The sequence below is a fragment of the Diaphorobacter nitroreducens genome, from assembly GCF_002214645.1.
GTDB lineage: Bacteria > Pseudomonadota > Gammaproteobacteria > Burkholderiales > Burkholderiaceae_C > Diaphorobacter > Diaphorobacter nitroreducens.
This window is the reverse complement of record NZ_CP016278.1, coordinates 2,174,612-2,192,115: the sequence shown is the minus strand read 5'-3', so window position 1 is coordinate 2,192,115 and position 17,504 is coordinate 2,174,612. Positions and strand designations below refer to the sequence as shown.

Genomic DNA, 17,504 nt, shown 5'->3' with positions numbered 1-17,504 from the left:
CAGTTCCCTGCGGCTTTTTTGTTGCCCGCGCAAACTAAAAAAGCCCCGGCATACCGGGGCTTTTAGTGGGGGTGAGACGGCTTACTTGCTGCCCGAGCCCATGGCGTCCTGCAGCGCCTTGGCTGGGTCGTCCGAGCCGTAGCCGCCGTCGGCAGGGGGTGCCAACTCGCCCTCCGGTGCAGGTGCCTGCTCGGCGTCTGGAGCGGGCTGCGATGCGAACGGGTCGTTGCCTGGGGCCCCGTAGCTCTCCGCATCCTGGAGCGCATCCATCATTTGCGCGCCCACTGCTTCCATGTTCACTTCCACCTTTTTGTCCAGGCTGCCCGTCACGATGGACGGGAAGGCGATGAGCAGGCTCACCATGATCAACTGGATCAGGACGAAGGGAATGGCGCCCTTGTAGATCTGCATGGTGGTCACGGGCTGGATGGCCTTGTGCGTCACCCGGTCGATGTAGGGCTTGTCCGGGGCTACCGAGCGCAGGAAGAACAGCGCGAAGCCGAAAGGCGGGTGCATGAACGAGGTCTGCATGTTCATCGCCAGCAGCACGCCGAACCAGATCAGATCGATGCCCATCTTGTCGGCGACGGGTCCCAGCAGCGGCACCACGATGAAGGACAGCTCGAAGTAGTCCAGGAAGAACGCCAGAAAGAAGATCATGAGGTTCACCACGATCAGGAAGCCCACCTGTCCGCCGGGCAGGCTGGCCAGCAGGTGCTCCACCCACTTCGGGCCGTCGGCCGCCTGGAACACCAGGCTGAACGTGGTGGCGCCGATCATGATGAACATTACGAAGCTGGCCAGGCGCGTAGTGGCGCCCAGCGCCTGCTTGAGCAGGGGCATGTCCAGGCGCCGGCGCGCGAAGCCCATGACCAACGCCGCCATGGCACCCATGGCGCCGCCTTCGGTCGGCGTGGCAATGCCCAGGAAGATGGTGCCCAGCACCAGGAAGATCAGCAGCAGTGGCGGAATCAGCACGAAGGTCACGCGCTCGGCCAGGCGGGAGAGCATGCCCAGCTTGAGCACGCGGTTGATGCTCGCGATGACGAACGCGATGAAGGTGCCGCCGCACATGGCGGTGACGACCTTCTCATCGGTCGGCACATCCAGCACTTCGGTGCCTGTCCACCACGTATGCACGTCGGCCATGTGAGCGGCCAGGAAGATCGATGCTGCCGTGGAGATACCCATCACGACGGCCAGCGAGGCATAGCCGGAGCTGCCGTTGTCTTCGCGGTAGATGCGCGCCTCGGGTGGCAGGGCGGGTACGGACTGGGGCTTGAAGATGGCCAGGATGACCACCCACAGCACGTACAGGCCCACAAGGATGAATGCGGGCACGAATGCGCCCTTGTACATCTCGCCCACGCTGCGGCCGAGCTGGTCGGCCATCAGGATCAGCACCAGTGAAGGGGGAATGATCTGGGCCAGGGTGCCGGATGCAGCAATCACACCGCTGGCGAGCCGCCGGTCGTAGCCGTAGCGCAGCATGATGGGCAGCGAGATCAGGCCCATGGAGATCACCGAGGCCGCCACCACACCGGTGGTGGCCGCCAGCAGCGCGCCCACGAAAACCACCGCCAGCGCCAGGCCGCCGCGCAAAGGGCCGAACACCTGGCCCACCGTGTCGAGCAGGTCCTCCGCCATACCACTGCGCTCCATGATCAGGCCCATGAGCGTGAAGAAGGGCACCGCCAGCAGCGTGTCGTTGGCCATGATGCCGATCAGGCGCTGCGGCAGCCAGGCCATCACGGATGAAGGAAAGACCCCCAGCTCGATCCCCAGGAAGCCGAACAGCAGGCCGCAGGCGCCCAGGCTGAACGCCACGGGGAAGCCCAGCAGCAGGAAGATGATCAGGCCCCCGAACATGACGGGGGCGTAATTGCTTGTGATGAATTCCATGAAATGCTTTCCTGGGGCAGATCAGCGTTGCGCGGCGGGAGCGGCGGACAGGGCCTGCTCCTGCTTTCTCTCAGCTTCGGCGCGCAGCGCCTCGGCCAGTTCTTCTTCAGCGCTCTTGTCGCTGAGCTTGCCCATGGGATCGGGCCCCTGGCCACGCAGGAAAGCGATGCGCTTGATGAGTTCGGACCAGCCTTGCAGCATCAGCAGCGTGATACCGACGGGAATCGCCACCCATACGGGCCAGCGGATCAGGCCGCCAGGATTGCCGGACACTTCACCCGACTGGTACATCTGGATCACGACCGGCATGCTCAGGTACAGGATGGTGATGCACAGCGGGGTGAGAAAGAGCGCAAAGCCCACGATGTCGATCCACACCTGCACCTTCTTGGGCAAGCGGCTGTTGACCACGTCGATGCGCACGTGCTCGCGGTTGAGCAGCGTCCAGCCGGCGGCGATCAGGAAAGACCATGCGAACAGGTACCACTGCACTTCCAGAAAGGCGTTGGAACTCGTGTCGAACGCCTTGCGCACGATGGCGTTGGCGGCACTGATGAAAGTGGATGCGAAGATGAGCCAGATTGAATACTTGCCCACGAACGCGTTGAGCCTGTCGATGGCCCGCGACAGTGAAAGTAAAGCCTGCATGGTGTCTCCAAGAAGATGGCTGGGTGCGCGTGTCTGTCCGCACGCGGGGTGGGGCATGGGCCAGATCGATTTGCAGAACGCTGACGCTGCCGTCGGTAGGCAGGGCACGGTCGGCGGCGCCGCGCACACGTCCTTACAAAGGTGACATTCTACGAAGTCACGCAGCCTCGCCAGGTAAAGGGTTTAGCCTGCCCCCGCAGGGGGAGGGGCGTTGCGCTGCTATGAAAATGGGAGAAAACGGCGCACGCAATAGCGCAGGCGGTCCACGCGCTGCCGCACGAAGGGCGACGCATCGCCCGTGCGTCGCCAGGGGGGGATCGGGGCTTTCAGTCGCCCATGACCACGCCTTCGCGCCGCGGGTCCGCTCCGCCCAGCCACATGGGTTTGCCATGCACTTCGCTGCGCGTAATGGCCTGCAGGCCGCTGGTCATGTTCATCTCGCGCACTTCCGCGCCGCGTGCGCGCAGGTTGTCGATCGTGGTGGAGGTGAAGCGCTTTTCCTCCAGCAGGGTGGGGCCGTTGAGGTTGCCGAAGTTGGGCAGATTGATCGCCTGCTGCGGCGTCAGGCCCCAGTTGAAGATCCCGTAGATCGTCTTGGCGGTGTAGTGGATGATGAGCGCGCCGCCCGGGCTGCCTCCGCTCATCAGCAGGCGCCCGGACGCCTTGTCAAACACCAGTGTGGGCGCCATGGACGAGCGGGGGCGCTTGCCCGGCTCGACGCGGTTGGCGATGGGGCGGCCCTGGGCGTCGCGCGGCGCAAAGCTGAAGTCGGTCAGTTCGTTGTTGAGTAGGAAGCCCCCGCTGCGCGCGCTGCTGGTGCTGACCATCTGGCGGGAGCCGAACTGGTCTTCGATGGTGGTGGTCATGGCGACGGCATTGCCCCGGGCATCGACGACGCTGATGTGGCTGGTGCCGTACTCCGGCTGGTCGGGCATGGGCGCCATGCTGGTCTGCGCCCCGCCGGGGGTTCCGGGCTGGGCTACCTTCATGCTCTGCGGCTGGATGAGGCGTGCGCGGCTGGCGAGGTAGGCCGGGTCCAGCAGGCTCATCCAGCTGCCGGCAGGGGGGCGCACGAAATCGGGGTCGGCCACGTATTGCGCGCGGTCGGCGAAGGCCAGGCGGGCGGCTTCGTTGTACAGATAGAGCCAGTCGGCCGTGGGCAGCGGGCCCAGCGGGTCGGCGGAACCTTGGGGGCCCTCCTGCAACGGCATGGTCGTGGCATCGGTGTTCTTCAGGATGCCCAGGATCTGCGCCACGGCAATGGCGCCGGAACTGGGCGGCGGAAAGCCGCAGACGCGATAGGCTTTAGCGCCGATCTGGTAGTCGGAGCACAGGGCCTCTCGTTTCTTGGGCTGGTAGCCTGCCAAGTCGGCCAGGCTGAGCCCGCCGGGATTGCCTGCGTGGCCCTGGACCTTGGCCACGATGGCCTGGGCCACTTCCCCTTCCAGCAGCGCCTTGGAGCCGTTCCTGGCAATGGCACGCAGCACGCTCGCCAGCTCAGGATTCTTGAGCGTGTGCCCCACGGGCCAGGGTTGGCCAGCGGCATCGAAGAAATAGGCACGCGCCACGGGGTCCTGCGCGAGGAACTTCTCATTGGCCAGCAAGGTGTGCAGGCGCGCACTGACCTTGAAGCCCTGTTCCGCCAACTGGATGGCGGGCTCGAACAGTGAGGCCCAGGCAAGCTTGCCGTGTTCCTTGTGGGCCTGCTCCAGCATGCGCACCGTACCCGGCACGCCGACCGAGCGCCCGCCCACCACAGCGTCATGGAAGGCCATGGGCTTGCCATTGGCGCCAATGAACAGGTTCTCCGTGGCGGCCGTGGGGGCGGTCTCGCGCCCGTCGTAGGCCTCGACCTTGCTGCCAGCCGCGTGCAGCAGGAACGCGCCGCCGCCGATGCCACTGGACTGCGGTTCCACGAGGGTAAGCACCATCTGTACCGCGATGGCCGCATCCAGCGCCGAGCCGCCTGCCTTCAGCACCTGGTAGCCGGCGTCGGTCGCCAGCGGATTGGCGGCTGCCACCGCGAAGCGCTCGGTAGCCCAACCGGGCTTCTCCGTGTAGCCGGAAGAGCCCTCGGGCTGCTGCGGCGCCTGGTAGTGGAATGCGGCTGGGGAGCTGGAACAGGCCGCCAGCGTCACCACCGCGAGGGCGGCAACGACAGAGGCGGTCATACGTTGGGCGCGCAGGTACGGTCGCATCGGGGTCTCCTTGGTGGTGGCGTGATCCGGGCCATCGTACTGGGCAGGAAGGTCACACGCTCCCGCTGTTACATGCTGGTACGCTGCTGTTGGCAGGTGGTGGATAAGTGTCATGCGGGATGGCGAAAATGGTTACGTTTTGACATACTCCGCGCACCCACTGGATCACGGCGCGCCACGCGTCTGTGACGCATCTTGCACCGACCCCCGAAACACGGGGCTGATGGAGGTTTCCTTGAAAAGCTCCCCCGATGTGTGGCTGGTCGCTCGGCCCCTTGGCAGGCATGACGGCCATGCCTGAGCGCAAGGAACGGCTGGCTGTTCTGCGCGATTCGCTGCGCGACCCACAGGGCCGGTGGTTGCGGGGCGCCCTATGGGTGCTCGTGCTGGCGGCGCTGGGTGCCTGGCTGGCAGTGGAAGCGGTCGCGCTGGTGCGCTCGGAACAGCGCCAACACGAACGCAATCAGCTGCTGGAAGGCATGGAGCAGACGCTGCTGAGCGAGAGCAGCAACGGCCCGCTGCTGGGGATGGTTACCTTGCTTGGCTTGAGCGAGCCGTCGCTCAAGGCTGCCGCGCAGGGCTTTCTGCCCTACGATGCGCCGCCGGTGCTGGCGCGCCTGGGCGTCATCCGCGGCCGCTTCATGGTGGATGGTGCCTACGTGATCGCGCGCGACGGCACGGTGGTAGCGCATGACACCGCCGGTAACCGCACGACCGGTGCGCAGCTGGGACATCGGCCCTATTTTCAGCAGGCCTTGCAGGGCAATGCGTCCGTATATGCCGCCCTGGGCGGCACGTCGCAGGAGCGCGGCCTCTATTACGCAGCGCCGCTGTATGAGAGCGATACCCCGTCCAGTCCCATCATCGGTGTGGTTACCGTCAAGGTGGGGTTCTCCCATTTCGACCGCCTGCTCACGCGGGCGGGGCATCCCGTGCTGCTGATGTCGCCGCAGGGCGTGGTGTTCTCTTCCACCCGTCCGGAGTGGCTCTACGCGATGACCGCGCCCCTGACGCAGGAACGCATCGACGCGGTGCGCAGCACGCGCCAGTTTGGCAGCCGTTTCGACAACGGGCTGGTGTCGGCCCTGCCGTTTTCCATCGACTCCCGCGAAGCGCTGATCGACGGCGTGCGCTATGCCGTGGGCCGCCGCGCCGTGGACTGGGAGGACCCTGCGGGCCCCTGGCAGCTGGTGTTGCTGGACGACATGAGTGCCATCATGCCCATGGGGTTGCGCTGGATGGTGGGAGGGGGCGCGTTCGCGCTCTTCGCGCTCGTGGGCGCCATGGCGCTGGACGCGCTGCGCAACCGGCGCCGCCTGGCGGAGAGCATGCAGCGCTTTTCCGTGCTGGGCGCGGCACTGGAGAACAGTCCCATTTCCATCGTCATCACCGATGCGGAAGGGGTGATCGCGTGGGTCAATCCCCAGTACGAACGCAACACCGGCTACACGCTGGGTGAAGTGCGCGGGCGCAAGCCATCGATAGCCGCCAGCGAACACACGCCCGCCGGTACTTACCGGGACATGTGGAGCCGGTTGCTGGCCGGCCATTCCTGGCGCGGACGCTTCGTGAACCGGCGCCGGGACGGCACCCTGTACCACGAGGAAGCCACGCTGTCGCCGGTGTTCGACGCCAAGGGCCGGCGCATCGCGATCGTGGGGCTGCTGCAGGACGTGACCGCACGCATCGAGGCCGCACAAGAGCTGGAGCGGCGTGAGCGCCGCCTGAGCGAACTGCTGGAACAACAGACAGCGCTTTTTGACAACGCGCCGCCCATCGTGCTCGTCTGCGACGGGCAGATACGGCAGTTCAACCGTGCCCTGGCGGAACTGCTGCGCTCCTCGGACGATGCCCTGGCGGGAACCCCGGTACAGGACCTGTTCGCAGGCGAGGCCGGCTACGGCGCCTTCACTGCACGGACCGTTCCCATGCTTCTGGCCGGTGGCTCGGTGCGCGAGCAGGCCGTGCTGCGGCGTCCGGACGGCACGTCGTTCACGGCGCGCATGGCGGGCCGCGGGCTGAAGATGGAGGGCGTGCAGATCGCATCGCTGTGGGTGATCGAGGACGTGACCGAGGCGCAGCGCGCCGAGGCTGCCACGCGCGAAGCCAACGCGCGGCTGGAGCTGGCGCAGGAGGCGGGGCACATCGGCGTGTTCGACTACAACTTGCTGACGCAGCGCATGGTGTGGTCGCCCCAACTGGAGCAGCTGTATGGCGCGGCGTCGCTGCCGGCGCAAAAGGACGGGCATGCCGCAGAGAGGCCGTTCCAGGCGTGGATGGATGTGATCCATCCCGAAGACCGTGCGCGCGTGCAAGGCCTGCTGGCGCAGGCACAGGCCGGCCAGGGCGGCGGCCGTCTGCGCGATTCCTGGCGCATCGTGCGCGCCGATGGCAGCACGCGCTGGATCCTGTGTACCGCGCGCGTGGTGCGCGACGAAGCAGGACAGGCCGCGCGCATCATCGGCGTGCAGGTGGATGTGCATGACCAGAAGATGCTGGAGGCGCGCGTGGCCGAGCAGCTCGCCTTCCAGCAGGCGCTGATCGATGCCATTCCGGTACCGCTCTTCTACAAAGACGCGCAGGGGCGCTACCTGGGTTTCAACCGGGCCTATGTCCAGGCCTTCGACATCCATACGGAAGACTTCATCGGCAAGACGGTGCTGGACCTGGAGTTCCTGCCCATGCTGGAGCGCGAACGCCTGCACGCGGATACCGAGGCCGCGCTGCGGGGCGCGCAGTCCGTGCACCGCGAGATGGCCATGCCGTATGCCGATGGACTGGTGCACCACACGATGTTCTGGCTGCATGGGTTCAACCGCCCGGACGGCTCGGCGGGCGGAGTCATCGGCACCTTCGTGGACGTCTCCGACCGCCAGCGCGCCGAAGTGGAACTGCGCCGCGCCAAGGAACTGGCCGAGGAGACGGCGGCGCTCAAGTCGCGTTTCCTGGCCAACATGAGCCATGAGATCCGCACGCCGCTCAACGCGATCATCGGCATGTCGCACCTGGCCCTCAAGTCGGGGCTGGATGCGCGCCAAAGCGGCTACGTGGTGCGCATGCAGCAGGCGGGCCAGCATCTGCTGGGCGTGATCAACGACATCCTGGACTTCTCCAAGATCGAGGCCGGCAAGCTCGTGGTGGAGCGCAGCCCCTTCGCGCTGGACCGTATGCTGGAAGGCGTGGCCGACGTGGTGGGCTTCAAGGCGGCGGCCAAGGGGCTGGAGCTGGTGCTGGACGTGGCCCCCGACGTGCCGCAGCACTTGGTGGGCGACGCGTTGCGCCTGGGGCAGATCCTCATCAACTTTGCCAATAACGCCGTTAAGTTCACCGAGCAAGGAGAGATCCATCTGCTGGTGCGGCTGGAGCGCGACGAAGGCGCGCGCGTGCTGCTGCGCTTCGAGGTGCGCGACACCGGTATCGGCATCGCGCCGCAGCAGATGCAGCGGCTGTTCCAGAGCTTCGAGCAGGCCGATTCCTCCACCACCCGCCGCTACGGCGGCACGGGCCTGGGCCTGGCGATCAGCAAGAGCCTGGCCGAACTCATGGGCGGCGAAGTGGGCGTGCGCAGCGAACCAGGGCAGGGCTCGGCCTTCTGGATCATCGTGCCGCTGGTACGGGGCGAGCCGCTGCCCCGCGCGCTGCTGCGCAGCGATTGGCGCGGCTGCCGGGTGCTGGTGGTGGACGACAACCACACCGCCGCCCAGGTGCTGGTGGACATGCTACAGACCATGGGCCTGCAGGCCACGCAGGTGCACTCGGGCGTGCAGGCGCTGCAGGCACTGCGCGACGCGGTGGCCGAGCAGCGCCCCTACGGCCTGCTGCTGCTGGATTGGCACATGCCGGGGATGGACGGGATCGAGTTGGCGCGCCGCATCCGCGGGCTGGGCCTTGCGCATATCCCGCAGATGCTGATGGTTACGGCGCACGGGCGCGACGAGGTGATGGACGCAGCGCGCAGCGCGGGGATCGACAACGTGCTCGTCAAGCCGGTGAGCGCGTCGGTGCTGTTCGACACGCTCATGCAGCCGCTGGCCCAGGCGTGGGACGTGCATCCGCTGCCGCGGTCTGCGTCTGGCGCCGCACCCGCCGTGCTGCGCGGTGCGGTGGTGCTGCTGGTGGAAGACAACGAGCTCAACCAGATCGTGGCGCAGGAGCTGCTGCGCGATGCGGGCATGCAGGTGGATGTGGCGTCCAACGGCCAGGAGGCCATCGCATGCATCGACCGGCGCCGGTACGACGTGGTGCTCATGGACATGCAGATGCCCGTGATGGATGGCGAAACGGCCACGCGGCAACTGCGTGCCGACCCGCGCCATGCCGGCCTGCCGATCATCGCCATGACTGCCAATGCCATGCAGGCCGACCGGGAGCGCTGCTTTGCCGCGGGCATGAACGACCACGTGCCCAAGCCCATCGACCCCGAAGTGCTGTGGGCCACGCTGGTGCGCTGGCTGTCGCCGCGCCCCGAGGCGGCATCGCACTCGCCCGCACCCCCGGCGAACGCGCCGCTGGCACCTGCATTCGCGCCTGCCCTGCCACAGGGTGTGCCGGGCCTGGATACCGCGCTGGGCCTGAAGCGGGCTTCGGGTAAGCCGGGGCTGTACGCCGAACTGTTGCAGCGCTTCGCGCTGAGCCAGAGTGACGTCGTCCAGAACCTGCAGGCGGCCATACAGGCGGAGGACTGGGCACTGGCCGAGCGCACCGCGCACACGCTGCGCTCGGTGGCCGCCAACCTCGGTGCGCAGCCGGTGTCGCGGCATGCGCAGGCACTGGAGCAGGCGCTGCGCTCTCAGGCGCCGGCAGAAACGCTCCAGCCCCTGCTGGCGGCCCTGGCAGGGCATATGGCGCCTTTGCTGCAGGCGTTGGGTGCCTGGGCCCGGCAGGCTCCGGGCGCGGACGCTCGCGAGGCCACCGTGCCGCCGCAGACGCCCGCCCAGCTGCTGCGCGGGCTGCGTACGCTGCTGCGCGCGGACGACCCGGCCGCAGGCGACTACCTCCAGCGCAACGCGGCTGGGCTTGCCGCCTTGCTGGGTGCGGACTTCGATGCGCTGGAGCGCAGCGTGCGCAGCTTCGCCTATGACGACGCGCTGCGGCGGCTGGAGGCATGCCCCGCGGCCCCGGCGGAATGACGCCCCATCCCACCAACTCTTTGGCAGGACTTCCCATGGATCAGCAACGCTACGTGAACGCCGCTCCGGACCGCCTGGTCGACAAGCCCATCGCCACCGTGCTGGTAGTGGACGACACGCCCGACAACCTGACGCTCATGGCCGGACTGCTGCAGGGGCATTACCGCGTCAAGGTGGCGGCCAGCGGTGAGAAGGCCCTGGTAATCGCGCAGTCCGACGCTCCGCCCGACCTGCTGCTGCTGGACATCATGATGCCCGGCATCGACGGCTACGAGGTCTGCCGGCGCCTCAAGGCCAACGAGGCCACGCGTCACATTCCGGTGATCTTTCTCACCGCGCGCTCCGATCCCGACGACGAGCGCGAAGGCCTGGCGCTGGGGGCGGTGGACTACATCACCAAGCCCATCAGCCCCTCCATCCTGCTGGCGCGCGTGGCCACGCACCTGGCGCTCAAGGCCACGGCCGACTTCCTGCGCGACAAGAGCGCCTACCTGGAGCGTGAGGTGGCGATGCGCACGCTGGAGGTGCAGGCGATCCAGGACGTGACCATCATGGCGATGACTTCTCTGGCCGAGACGCGCGACAACGAAACCGGCAACCACATCCGCCGCACGCAGCTGTACGTCAAGGCCCTGGCTGAGCGTCTGCGCCACCACCCGCGCTTCGAGGCGGCCTTGAACGACCGCATGATCGATCTACTGTACAAGTCGGCGCCGCTGCACGACACCGGCAAGATCGGCATCCCCGACAGCATCCTGCTCAAGCCGGGCAAGCTCACGGTGGAGGAGTTCGAGATCATGAAGACCCACACCACGCTGGGGCGCAAGGCCATCGAGGATGCCGAGCAGCGCCTGGGCATGCGCGTGGCCTTCCTCAGCGTGTCCAAGGAGATCGCGTACAGCCACCAGGAGAAGTGGGACGGATCGGGCTACCCCGAAGGCCTCAAGGGCGACGCCATTCCCGTGTCTGCGCGCCTGATGGCCGTGGCCGACGTGTATGACGCACTCATCAGCAAGCGCGTGTACAAGCCGGCGTTCTCCCATGAGCAGGCTTGCACCATCATCCTCAAGGGGCGGGGCACGCACTTCGACCCGGACATGGTGGATGCGTTCGTGGAACTGGCCGACGACTTCCGCGGCATCGCACAGCGCTACCCCGATCCCCATTGAAGTGCTGCCGCAGCTCTCATAAAAAATAGCTGCTAAGGCGCTTGCAGCAAGCGCGAGCAGCTATTGTTTTGTGAGTGTGGGGGTTACGGCGCGGCCGGGGGGCGCGTGTGGGTGTCCTCGGCGGCGCTGTCCGGTGCGGTGGGCGTGGCGTCGTCTGGCGACTGCGCGGCCGCCTCGTCGCCGGCCACGTCAGCGACTTCCGTGACCTCGGCGGCCTGGCGCACCGCGGCCTTGTCGCCCGCGCTGGCGAACTTGCTGTATTTGCCCAGCAGAGTCACCAGCTGGCCATAGATGCGTGGCGCGCCGGCCAGGCATTCGCGCTGCTCCATGTAGTCGGCCTCGCCCGTGAAGTTGCCCACCAAACCTCCGGCCTCGGTCACCAGCAGGCCGCCCGCGGCCACGTCCCAGATCGACAGGCCGCTCTCGAAGAAGCCGTCCGTGTAGCCGGCGGCCACATAGGCCAGGTCCAGCGCGGCAGCGCCGGGGCGGCGCAGGCCGGCGGTGCGGGGCATCACCTCGGCCATCATGTTCAGGTATTGCTTGAAGTTGTCGCCGGGGCGGAAGGGGAAGCCCGTGGAGATCAGGCATTCGCCCAGGCGCGTGCGCTTGCTCACGCGGATGCGGCGCTCGTTCAGGAAGGCGCCGCGCCCGCGCGTGGCGGTGAAAAGGTCGTTGCGCGAGGGGTCGTACACCACGGCCTGCTCGACCTTGCCGCGCACGGCCAGGGCGATGCTCACGCAGTACACGGGAAAGCCGTGGATGAAATTGGTGGTGCCGTCCAGCGGGTCGATGATCCAGACGTATTCGGAATGCTTGGAGCCGTGCTCCGAACCCGATTCCTCCGCCAGGATGCCGTGGCCGGGGTAGGCGGTGAGCAGCGTCTCGATGATGGCCTGCTCGGCGGCATGGTCCACCTCGGTCACGAAGTCGTTGATCTGCTTTTGCGAAATACGCACGGCCTCCACGTCAAGGGCCGCGCGGTTGATGATGGCGCCGGCGGCGCGAGCGGCCTTGATGGCCACGTTGAGCATGGGGTGCAGATTGGACGACATTGGATTGTGACGAAGGAGCGGGGCGGCTCGTGGCCGCGGGGCGCGCAGCCGGCGATGCGGGCGCAAAACGGGCATTTTACCCATCACCCTTCGGGCTTGCACGCGCGGGCCTTCGAGCGCTTTGCAGCAGCGGCGACAATGGCAGGCTTGCTCCCGAGTCACTTCGCGCCATGAGAACCCGCTTCATCCTGATCCAGACCAGCCACGCCGGCAACGTGGGCGCCACGGCCCGCGCCATGAAGACCATGGGTTTCGATGACCTGGTGCTGGTCGCACCGCGCTGGCCCAACGTGCTGCGCAAGGAGGAGACCATCCAGCGGGCCAGCGGCGCGCTGGACGTGCTGGCCCATGCCCGCATCGTCGCCACGCTGGACGAGGCGCTGGAGGGCGTGAGCCACCTGTGTGCCACGGCGATGACGCCGCGCGATTTCGGCCCGCCCACGCGCACGCCGCGCCAGCATTTCGAGATGCTATTGAATAATGAGCTGCCCGCGCTTGATGGCAAAGCGCCAGGGGCTGATTTGGCTAGAAACCCGTCGCCGGAAACTGGCGTGGCCTTCCTGTTCGGCTCCGAGCGTTTTGGCATGGCCAACGAGGATGTGTACCGCTGCCATGTGGCGCTGAGCATTCCCACCAATCCGCAGTTCGGCTCGCTCAACCTGGGCGCGGCGGTACAGGTCATCGCCTATGAATGGCGGCAGGCCCTCGCCACCCGTGGGGAGGGCTTTGCGGTGCAGGAGTCCGCCCCTCAGGGCGAGCGTGCGGACGCCGCGCAAGTGGCCGGCATGCTTGCGCACTGGGAGCAGGCGCTCACGGGCATCGGCTTTCTGGACCCGGCCGCGCCCAAGAAGCTCATGCCGCGCTTGAACCAGCTTTTCAACCGCGCGCAACTCACGCAGGAGGAAATCCACATCCTGCGCGGTGTCGCCAAATCCATGCTGCAGGCCACGCAGGCAAACCGCTAGACTGCCAAGCTTCTCGTTACACCATTGCCCTTCATGCTTGCCCGCCTGCGATCCGACGTCCAGTGCATCCTCGAACGCGACCCGGCTGCGCGCAGCACCTGGGAGGTCATTACCTGCTATCCCGGCCTGCACGCCATCTGGCTGCACCGGCCGGCGCACTGGTGCTGGACGAACGGCTTCAAGTGGCTGGGGCGCTTCATCTCGCACTTTGCGCGCTGGTTCACGGGCATCGAGATCCACCCGGGCGCCAAGATCGGCGAGCGGGTTTTCTTCGACCACGCCATGGGGGTGGTGGTGGGCGAGACCGCCGAGATCGGCGACGGCTGCACCATCTACCAGGGCGTGACGCTGGGCGGAACCTCGCTCTACAAGGGCACCAAGCGCCATCCCACGCTGGGCAAGAACGTGGTGGTGAGCGCGGGCGCCAAGGTGCTGGGCGGCTTCGAGGTGGGCGATGGGGCCAAGATCGGCAGCAACGCCGTGGTCATCAAGCCGGTGCCGGCGGGTGCGACGGCCGTGGGCATCCCCGCGCGCATCATTCCGTCCAAGGAAGGCCAGAGCGCCGATGTGACCGAGCCGCACAAGCCCGAGGAGGCCAAGTTCAGCGCCTACGGCGTGACCTCCCTGCAGGACGACCCGCTGACCCAGGCCATGCGCGGCCTGATCGATTCCGCCGCCACGCAGGAGCACCAGATCGCACTGCTGTGGCAGGCCATTGAAAAGCTCTCCAGGTCCACCCCGCAAAGCGGCGGCTGTGTACCCGACGAGGCCGTGCGCTGCGAGCAATTCCAGGCGGCCAAGCTCAACGACATCATTGGCAAGTAAACAATCCATGGAAGTCACCCAGGCCCTGCGTGCGCGCCGCTCGGTGCGCGCCTTCTTGCCCGACGCGCCCCCCGCGGCGACGGTGCAGACGATTCTTCAAGAAGCCGCACAGGCGGCCTCCGGCGGCAATCTGCAGCCCTGGCGCGTGGTGGCCCTCACGGGCGCGCCGCTGCAGGAGTTGTTGGCGGTCGTCGCCCAGGCGCAACCCGAGGAAGGACCGGACAACCAGTCCTACCCGCCGGGCCTGTGGGAGCCCTACCGCACACGCCGCTTCGCCAACGGCGAAGACCTGTACCGCAGTATCGGCATTCCGCGCGAGGACAAGGCCGGGCGCCTGCAGCAGTTGGCCAAGAATGCCGAGCTGTTTGGCGCGCCCGTGGGCATCTTCGTGTGCGTGGACGAGCGCATGGGCCAGCCGCAATGGGCTGATCTGGGGATCTACCTGCAGTCGCTGATGCTGCTGGCGGTGCAGCATGGGCTGGCCACCTGCGCCCAGGGCTTCTGGCGCCGCTATGCCGGCACGCTGCAGCAGCAGCTGAGATTGCCCGAGCCGTACCGCGTGGCCTTTGGCGTGGCGCTGGGCTATGAGGATGCGGCGGCGCCCATCAATACCCTGCGCTCCTCGCGCGCTCCCTGGGGCGAGTGGGGCGAGATGCGCGGGTTCTGAGCCCGAGGAAGGGCCGCCGGGGCCTTTTGTTGGATGAATGCTCCTAATTCAATAGCTGCCAGCGCTTGATGTATAAGCGCTAGCGGCCTATTTTCCTTGGTGGGCGTTGGCTCGCCTCAGTGAGGCTTGATGGCGATCTTGAGCACCCCGTCGCGCTGGTGCGCAAACAGGTCGTAGGCCTCCACGATGTCGTCCAGCTTGCGCTGGTGCGTCACCAGCAGCCCCAGGTCCAGGCGGTTGGCGGCGATCACGTTCATCAGGCGGCGCATGCGCTCCTTGCCGCCGGGGCACAGCGCGGTGCGGATGGTGTGGTCGCCCAGGCCGGCAGCGAACTGCGCCAGCGGGATCGACAGATCTTCCGAGTACACCCCCAGGCTGGACAGCGTGCCGCCGGGCTTGAGCACCTTCATGGCCTGGGCGAACGTGGCCTGCGTGCCCAGTGCCTCGATGGAGCCGTCAGCGCCCTTGCCGCCGGTGAGCTTCATCACCTCCTCCACCACATCCACGTTGCGGAAGTTCAGCGTCACGTCGGCGCCCATCTTCTTCGCAACCGCCAGGCGGTCGTCGTTGCCGTCCACGGCGATGATGGTGGTGGCACCCAGCAGGCGCGCGCCGGCGGTGGCGCACAGGCCGATGGGGCCCTGCGCGAACACCACCACGGTGTCGCCGATCTTGATGTTGGCGTTTTCCGCGCCCTTGAAGCCGGTGGACATGATGTCCGGGCACATCAGCACCTGCTCGTCGGTCAGGCCATCGGGGATGGGCGCCAGGTTGGCCTGGGCATCGGGCACCAGCACGTACTCGGCCTGGGTGCCGTCGATCAGGTTGCCAAAGCGCCAGCCGGCCGTCGCCTTGTAGCCGTGGCAGCCGCACAGGCCACGCGGCACCAGGTAGCTGCCGTCCTGGCTGGGATAGCCGTCCTGCGCCGCGTAGCTGTTGAAGTTGGGGCAGATGGCGCCGGCGATCACGCGCTGGCCTTCCTGGTAGCCCTGCACGGCGCTGCCCAGTTTCTCGATCACACCCACGGGCTCATGGCCCACGGTCAGGCCCTTGGCCACCGGGTATTCACCCTTGAGGATGTGCACGTCGGTGCCGCAGATGGTGGTGGTGGTGATGCGCACCAGCGCGTCGTTGGGGCCCACGCCGGGAATGGGCTTGTCGGCCAGTTCGATGCGGCCTTTTTCGACGAAGACAGCGGCTTTCATCATGGCGGTCATGCGGGGCTCCTTTGTGGGGTGAAGCCGCCACATTACGCCGGGTACGCGGCGGCGGGGCTACGGTTGAGTGGACTGCTCGGGTATGGCCATGCCCTGTGCCGCGCCCACGGCGTCGTCCACGCTCCAGAACAGCGGAATATGCGTGAGCCCGGCGCGCTGAAGCGCGGCACGCGGGTGGTCCTTGATGCGCGCGAGCAGCAGCGCCAGTCCCCGGCGCGCCAGATGGGCCTGCAACTCCTGCAGGGCCTCCAGCGTGGTCACGTCCATGTCGTCGCTGGACTCCACGCTCAGCACCACGGCGCGCACGCCCTGGGCTCCTGCGTGCGTGGCCACGATATGCGCCATGGCCTCGGCATTGGCAAAGAACAGCGGTTCGTCCGGCCGCAGCACCAGCACGCCCGACGTGCGCTGCGCCTGCGGGTGCAGCTTGAGCGCGACGAAATCATGCGTGCCCGGCAGGCGGCCCAGCTCGCTGGCGGCCGGCTGCGCAAAGCGGCGCAGCGCCAGCAGCAGCGAAAGCCCCACCGCGAGCAGCATGCCGAACAGCACGCCCAGCACCAACACCCCTGCCGCGGCGGCCAATGCCATCCAGGCGTCGCCATTCCAGCGCAGCGTGGCCCACAAGGGGCGCGGGCCCAGTTTGTGCGACAGGATGCCGATCACCACCGCACACAGCACCGGCAGCGGCACAAGCGCCAGTGCGCCTTGCGCCAATCCCAGCGCCAACGCAATCGCCGCTGCGGCGACGAGGCCCGTCCAGCGGCTGTGCCCCCCAGCCTCGTAGTTGGCCGACGAAGCCGAGAAGCCTGCGCCCACGGGCAGGCCCTGCAGCAGGCTGCTGCCGATGTTGGCGGCGCCCAGGGCCAGCATCTCACGCCGCGCGTGCACGCGGTCGCCCGCTTGCAGGGCCAGGGAGCGGGCCGATCCCCACGACTCGGCGAACAGGATCATCATCAGCGCTGGCGCCACCTGGGCGGCGCGCACCCAGTGGTCCCAGTCCAGCCGCGGCCAGCCCCACTGCAGCCCCTGCAGCGTGACCGGCCCCACCAGCACCACGCCGTGCGCCGCCAAAGGCAGCGCCGCGGACAGCGCGATGCCCAGCGCCAGCACCAGCACCGAGGGCTGCACCCAGGCATGCCGCGCATGGGCGCGCTGTAGCGCCAGCCACAGAGCCAGCGCGCCGCAGCCCAGCGCTGCCGTCAGACCCTGTGCGTTGCCGAGCCTGCCCAGCCAGTCCCACAGCAGGCCGGGCGTGTGCGTGCCCTGGGCCGGAACGCCCGTGAGGCCGGGCAGTTGCTTGACGACGATGGTGACCGCGAGCGCCCACGCAAAGCCGCGCAGCACGGGGCGCGAGACGAACGCCGCCAGGAAGTCGGCGCGTGCGAGCGCCGCCACGATGAACAGTCCGCCGGTGACCCCGACCAGCGCGAACGCGCCGCCCGTGCCTTCCGCCGCCACGACGGACGCGAAGATCGCAGCGGCCGACGACGTGGCCGAGAGCGTGGCGAAGCGGCTGGTGCCGATGAACGGGTAGACGAGCAGCCCGACGAGCGCGGCCACCAGCGCATGGGCCGGCGGTACCCCGGCGATGGCGGCGTACGCAACCGCCTCGGGAACCAGCAGGCCGGCGATGGCCAGGCCGGCCAGGAACGTGTGGCCTGCGCGGGGGCGCGAAGGCGCGGCAGGACGATCGGTGGGCAGCATGGCACGGCCCCGTGGCGGGGCGGCGCGC

11 protein-coding genes are annotated in these 17,504 nt (G+C 67.7%); 5 read left to right on the top strand and 6 right to left on the bottom strand.

Going from position 1 to position 17,504, the window contains the following annotated elements:
• Positions 1-81: 81 nt before the first annotated feature.
• The 3 genes from BA022_RS10235 to BA022_RS10225 all read right to left on the bottom strand — a co-directional run bounded on the left by BA022_RS10235 (position 82) and on the right by BA022_RS10225 (position 4,748).
• Positions 82-1,902, bottom strand: a complete 1,821-nt coding sequence (locus tag BA022_RS10235; RefSeq protein ID WP_088887436.1) for a TRAP transporter large permease — start codon at positions 1,900-1,902, stop codon at positions 82-84.
• A 21-nt stretch (positions 1,903-1,923) separates the two neighbouring features.
• Positions 1,924-2,550 carry a TRAP transporter small permease subunit gene (locus BA022_RS10230; RefSeq protein WP_047349613.1) on the bottom strand — a complete coding sequence of 209 codons (627 nt, stop codon included), beginning with the start codon at positions 2,548-2,550 and terminating at the stop codon, positions 1,924-1,926.
• Between the two features lie 326 nt (positions 2,551-2,876).
• Positions 2,877-4,748, bottom strand: coding sequence for a gamma-glutamyltransferase family protein (locus BA022_RS10225; protein ID WP_088887435.1), 1,872 nt, complete (start codon positions 4,746-4,748; stop codon positions 2,877-2,879).
• Positions 4,749-5,041: 293 nt separating this feature from the next.
• On the opposite strand from BA022_RS10225, the gene BA022_RS10220 reads away from it, so the two are divergent.
• Both BA022_RS10220 and BA022_RS10215 read left to right on the top strand, forming a co-directional pair.
• Positions 5,042-9,877, top strand: a complete 4,836-nt coding sequence (locus BA022_RS10220; protein ID WP_088888588.1) for a response regulator — start codon at positions 5,042-5,044, stop codon at positions 9,875-9,877.
• A gap of 35 nt (positions 9,878-9,912) precedes the next feature.
• A complete protein-coding gene (locus tag BA022_RS10215; RefSeq protein ID WP_088887434.1) occupies positions 9,913-11,046 on the top strand; it encodes a response regulator in 1,134 nt (377 codons plus the stop codon).
• Positions 11,047-11,129: 83 nt separating this feature from the next.
• Here the strand turns inward: BA022_RS10215 and BA022_RS10210 are convergent, their stop codons facing one another.
• A complete protein-coding gene (locus BA022_RS10210; protein ID WP_088887433.1) occupies positions 11,130-12,098 on the bottom strand; it encodes an inositol monophosphatase family protein in 969 nt (322 codons plus the stop codon).
• A gap of 170 nt (positions 12,099-12,268) precedes the next feature.
• Here BA022_RS10210 and BA022_RS10205 point away from each other — a divergent pair, with 170 nt between their 5' ends.
• From BA022_RS10205 to BA022_RS10195, 3 genes are read left to right on the top strand one after another with little or no spacing between them, the layout of a single operon-like run.
• Positions 12,269-13,063 (top strand): RNA methyltransferase, encoded by a 795-nt coding sequence (locus BA022_RS10205; protein ID WP_088887432.1) that lies wholly within the window; start codon positions 12,269-12,271, stop codon positions 13,061-13,063.
• 33 nt (positions 13,064-13,096) lie between these two features.
• Positions 13,097-13,888, top strand: a complete 792-nt coding sequence (cysE, locus tag BA022_RS10200) for a serine O-acetyltransferase (protein WP_047349618.1) — start codon at positions 13,097-13,099, stop codon at positions 13,886-13,888.
• A 7-nt stretch (positions 13,889-13,895) separates the two neighbouring features.
• The gene (locus BA022_RS10195) at positions 13,896-14,555 is read left to right on the top strand and encodes a nitroreductase (protein ID WP_088887431.1); all 660 of its coding nucleotides are present in this window, start codon (positions 13,896-13,898) and stop codon (positions 14,553-14,555) included.
• Positions 14,556-14,671: 116 nt separating this feature from the next.
• On the opposite strand, the gene BA022_RS10190 is transcribed toward BA022_RS10195, so the two are convergent.
• Together BA022_RS10190 and BA022_RS10185 are read right to left on the bottom strand one after the other, a co-directional pair.
• A complete protein-coding gene (locus BA022_RS10190) occupies positions 14,672-15,772 on the bottom strand; it encodes an NAD(P)-dependent alcohol dehydrogenase (protein ID WP_058130996.1) in 1,101 nt (366 codons plus the stop codon).
• 57 nt (positions 15,773-15,829) lie between these two features.
• On the bottom strand, positions 15,830-17,476 hold the full coding sequence (locus tag BA022_RS10185; protein ID WP_088887430.1) for a SulP family inorganic anion transporter: 1,647 nt from the start codon (positions 17,474-17,476) through the stop codon (positions 15,830-15,832).
• Between the last annotated feature and the right edge of the window lie 28 nt (positions 17,477-17,504).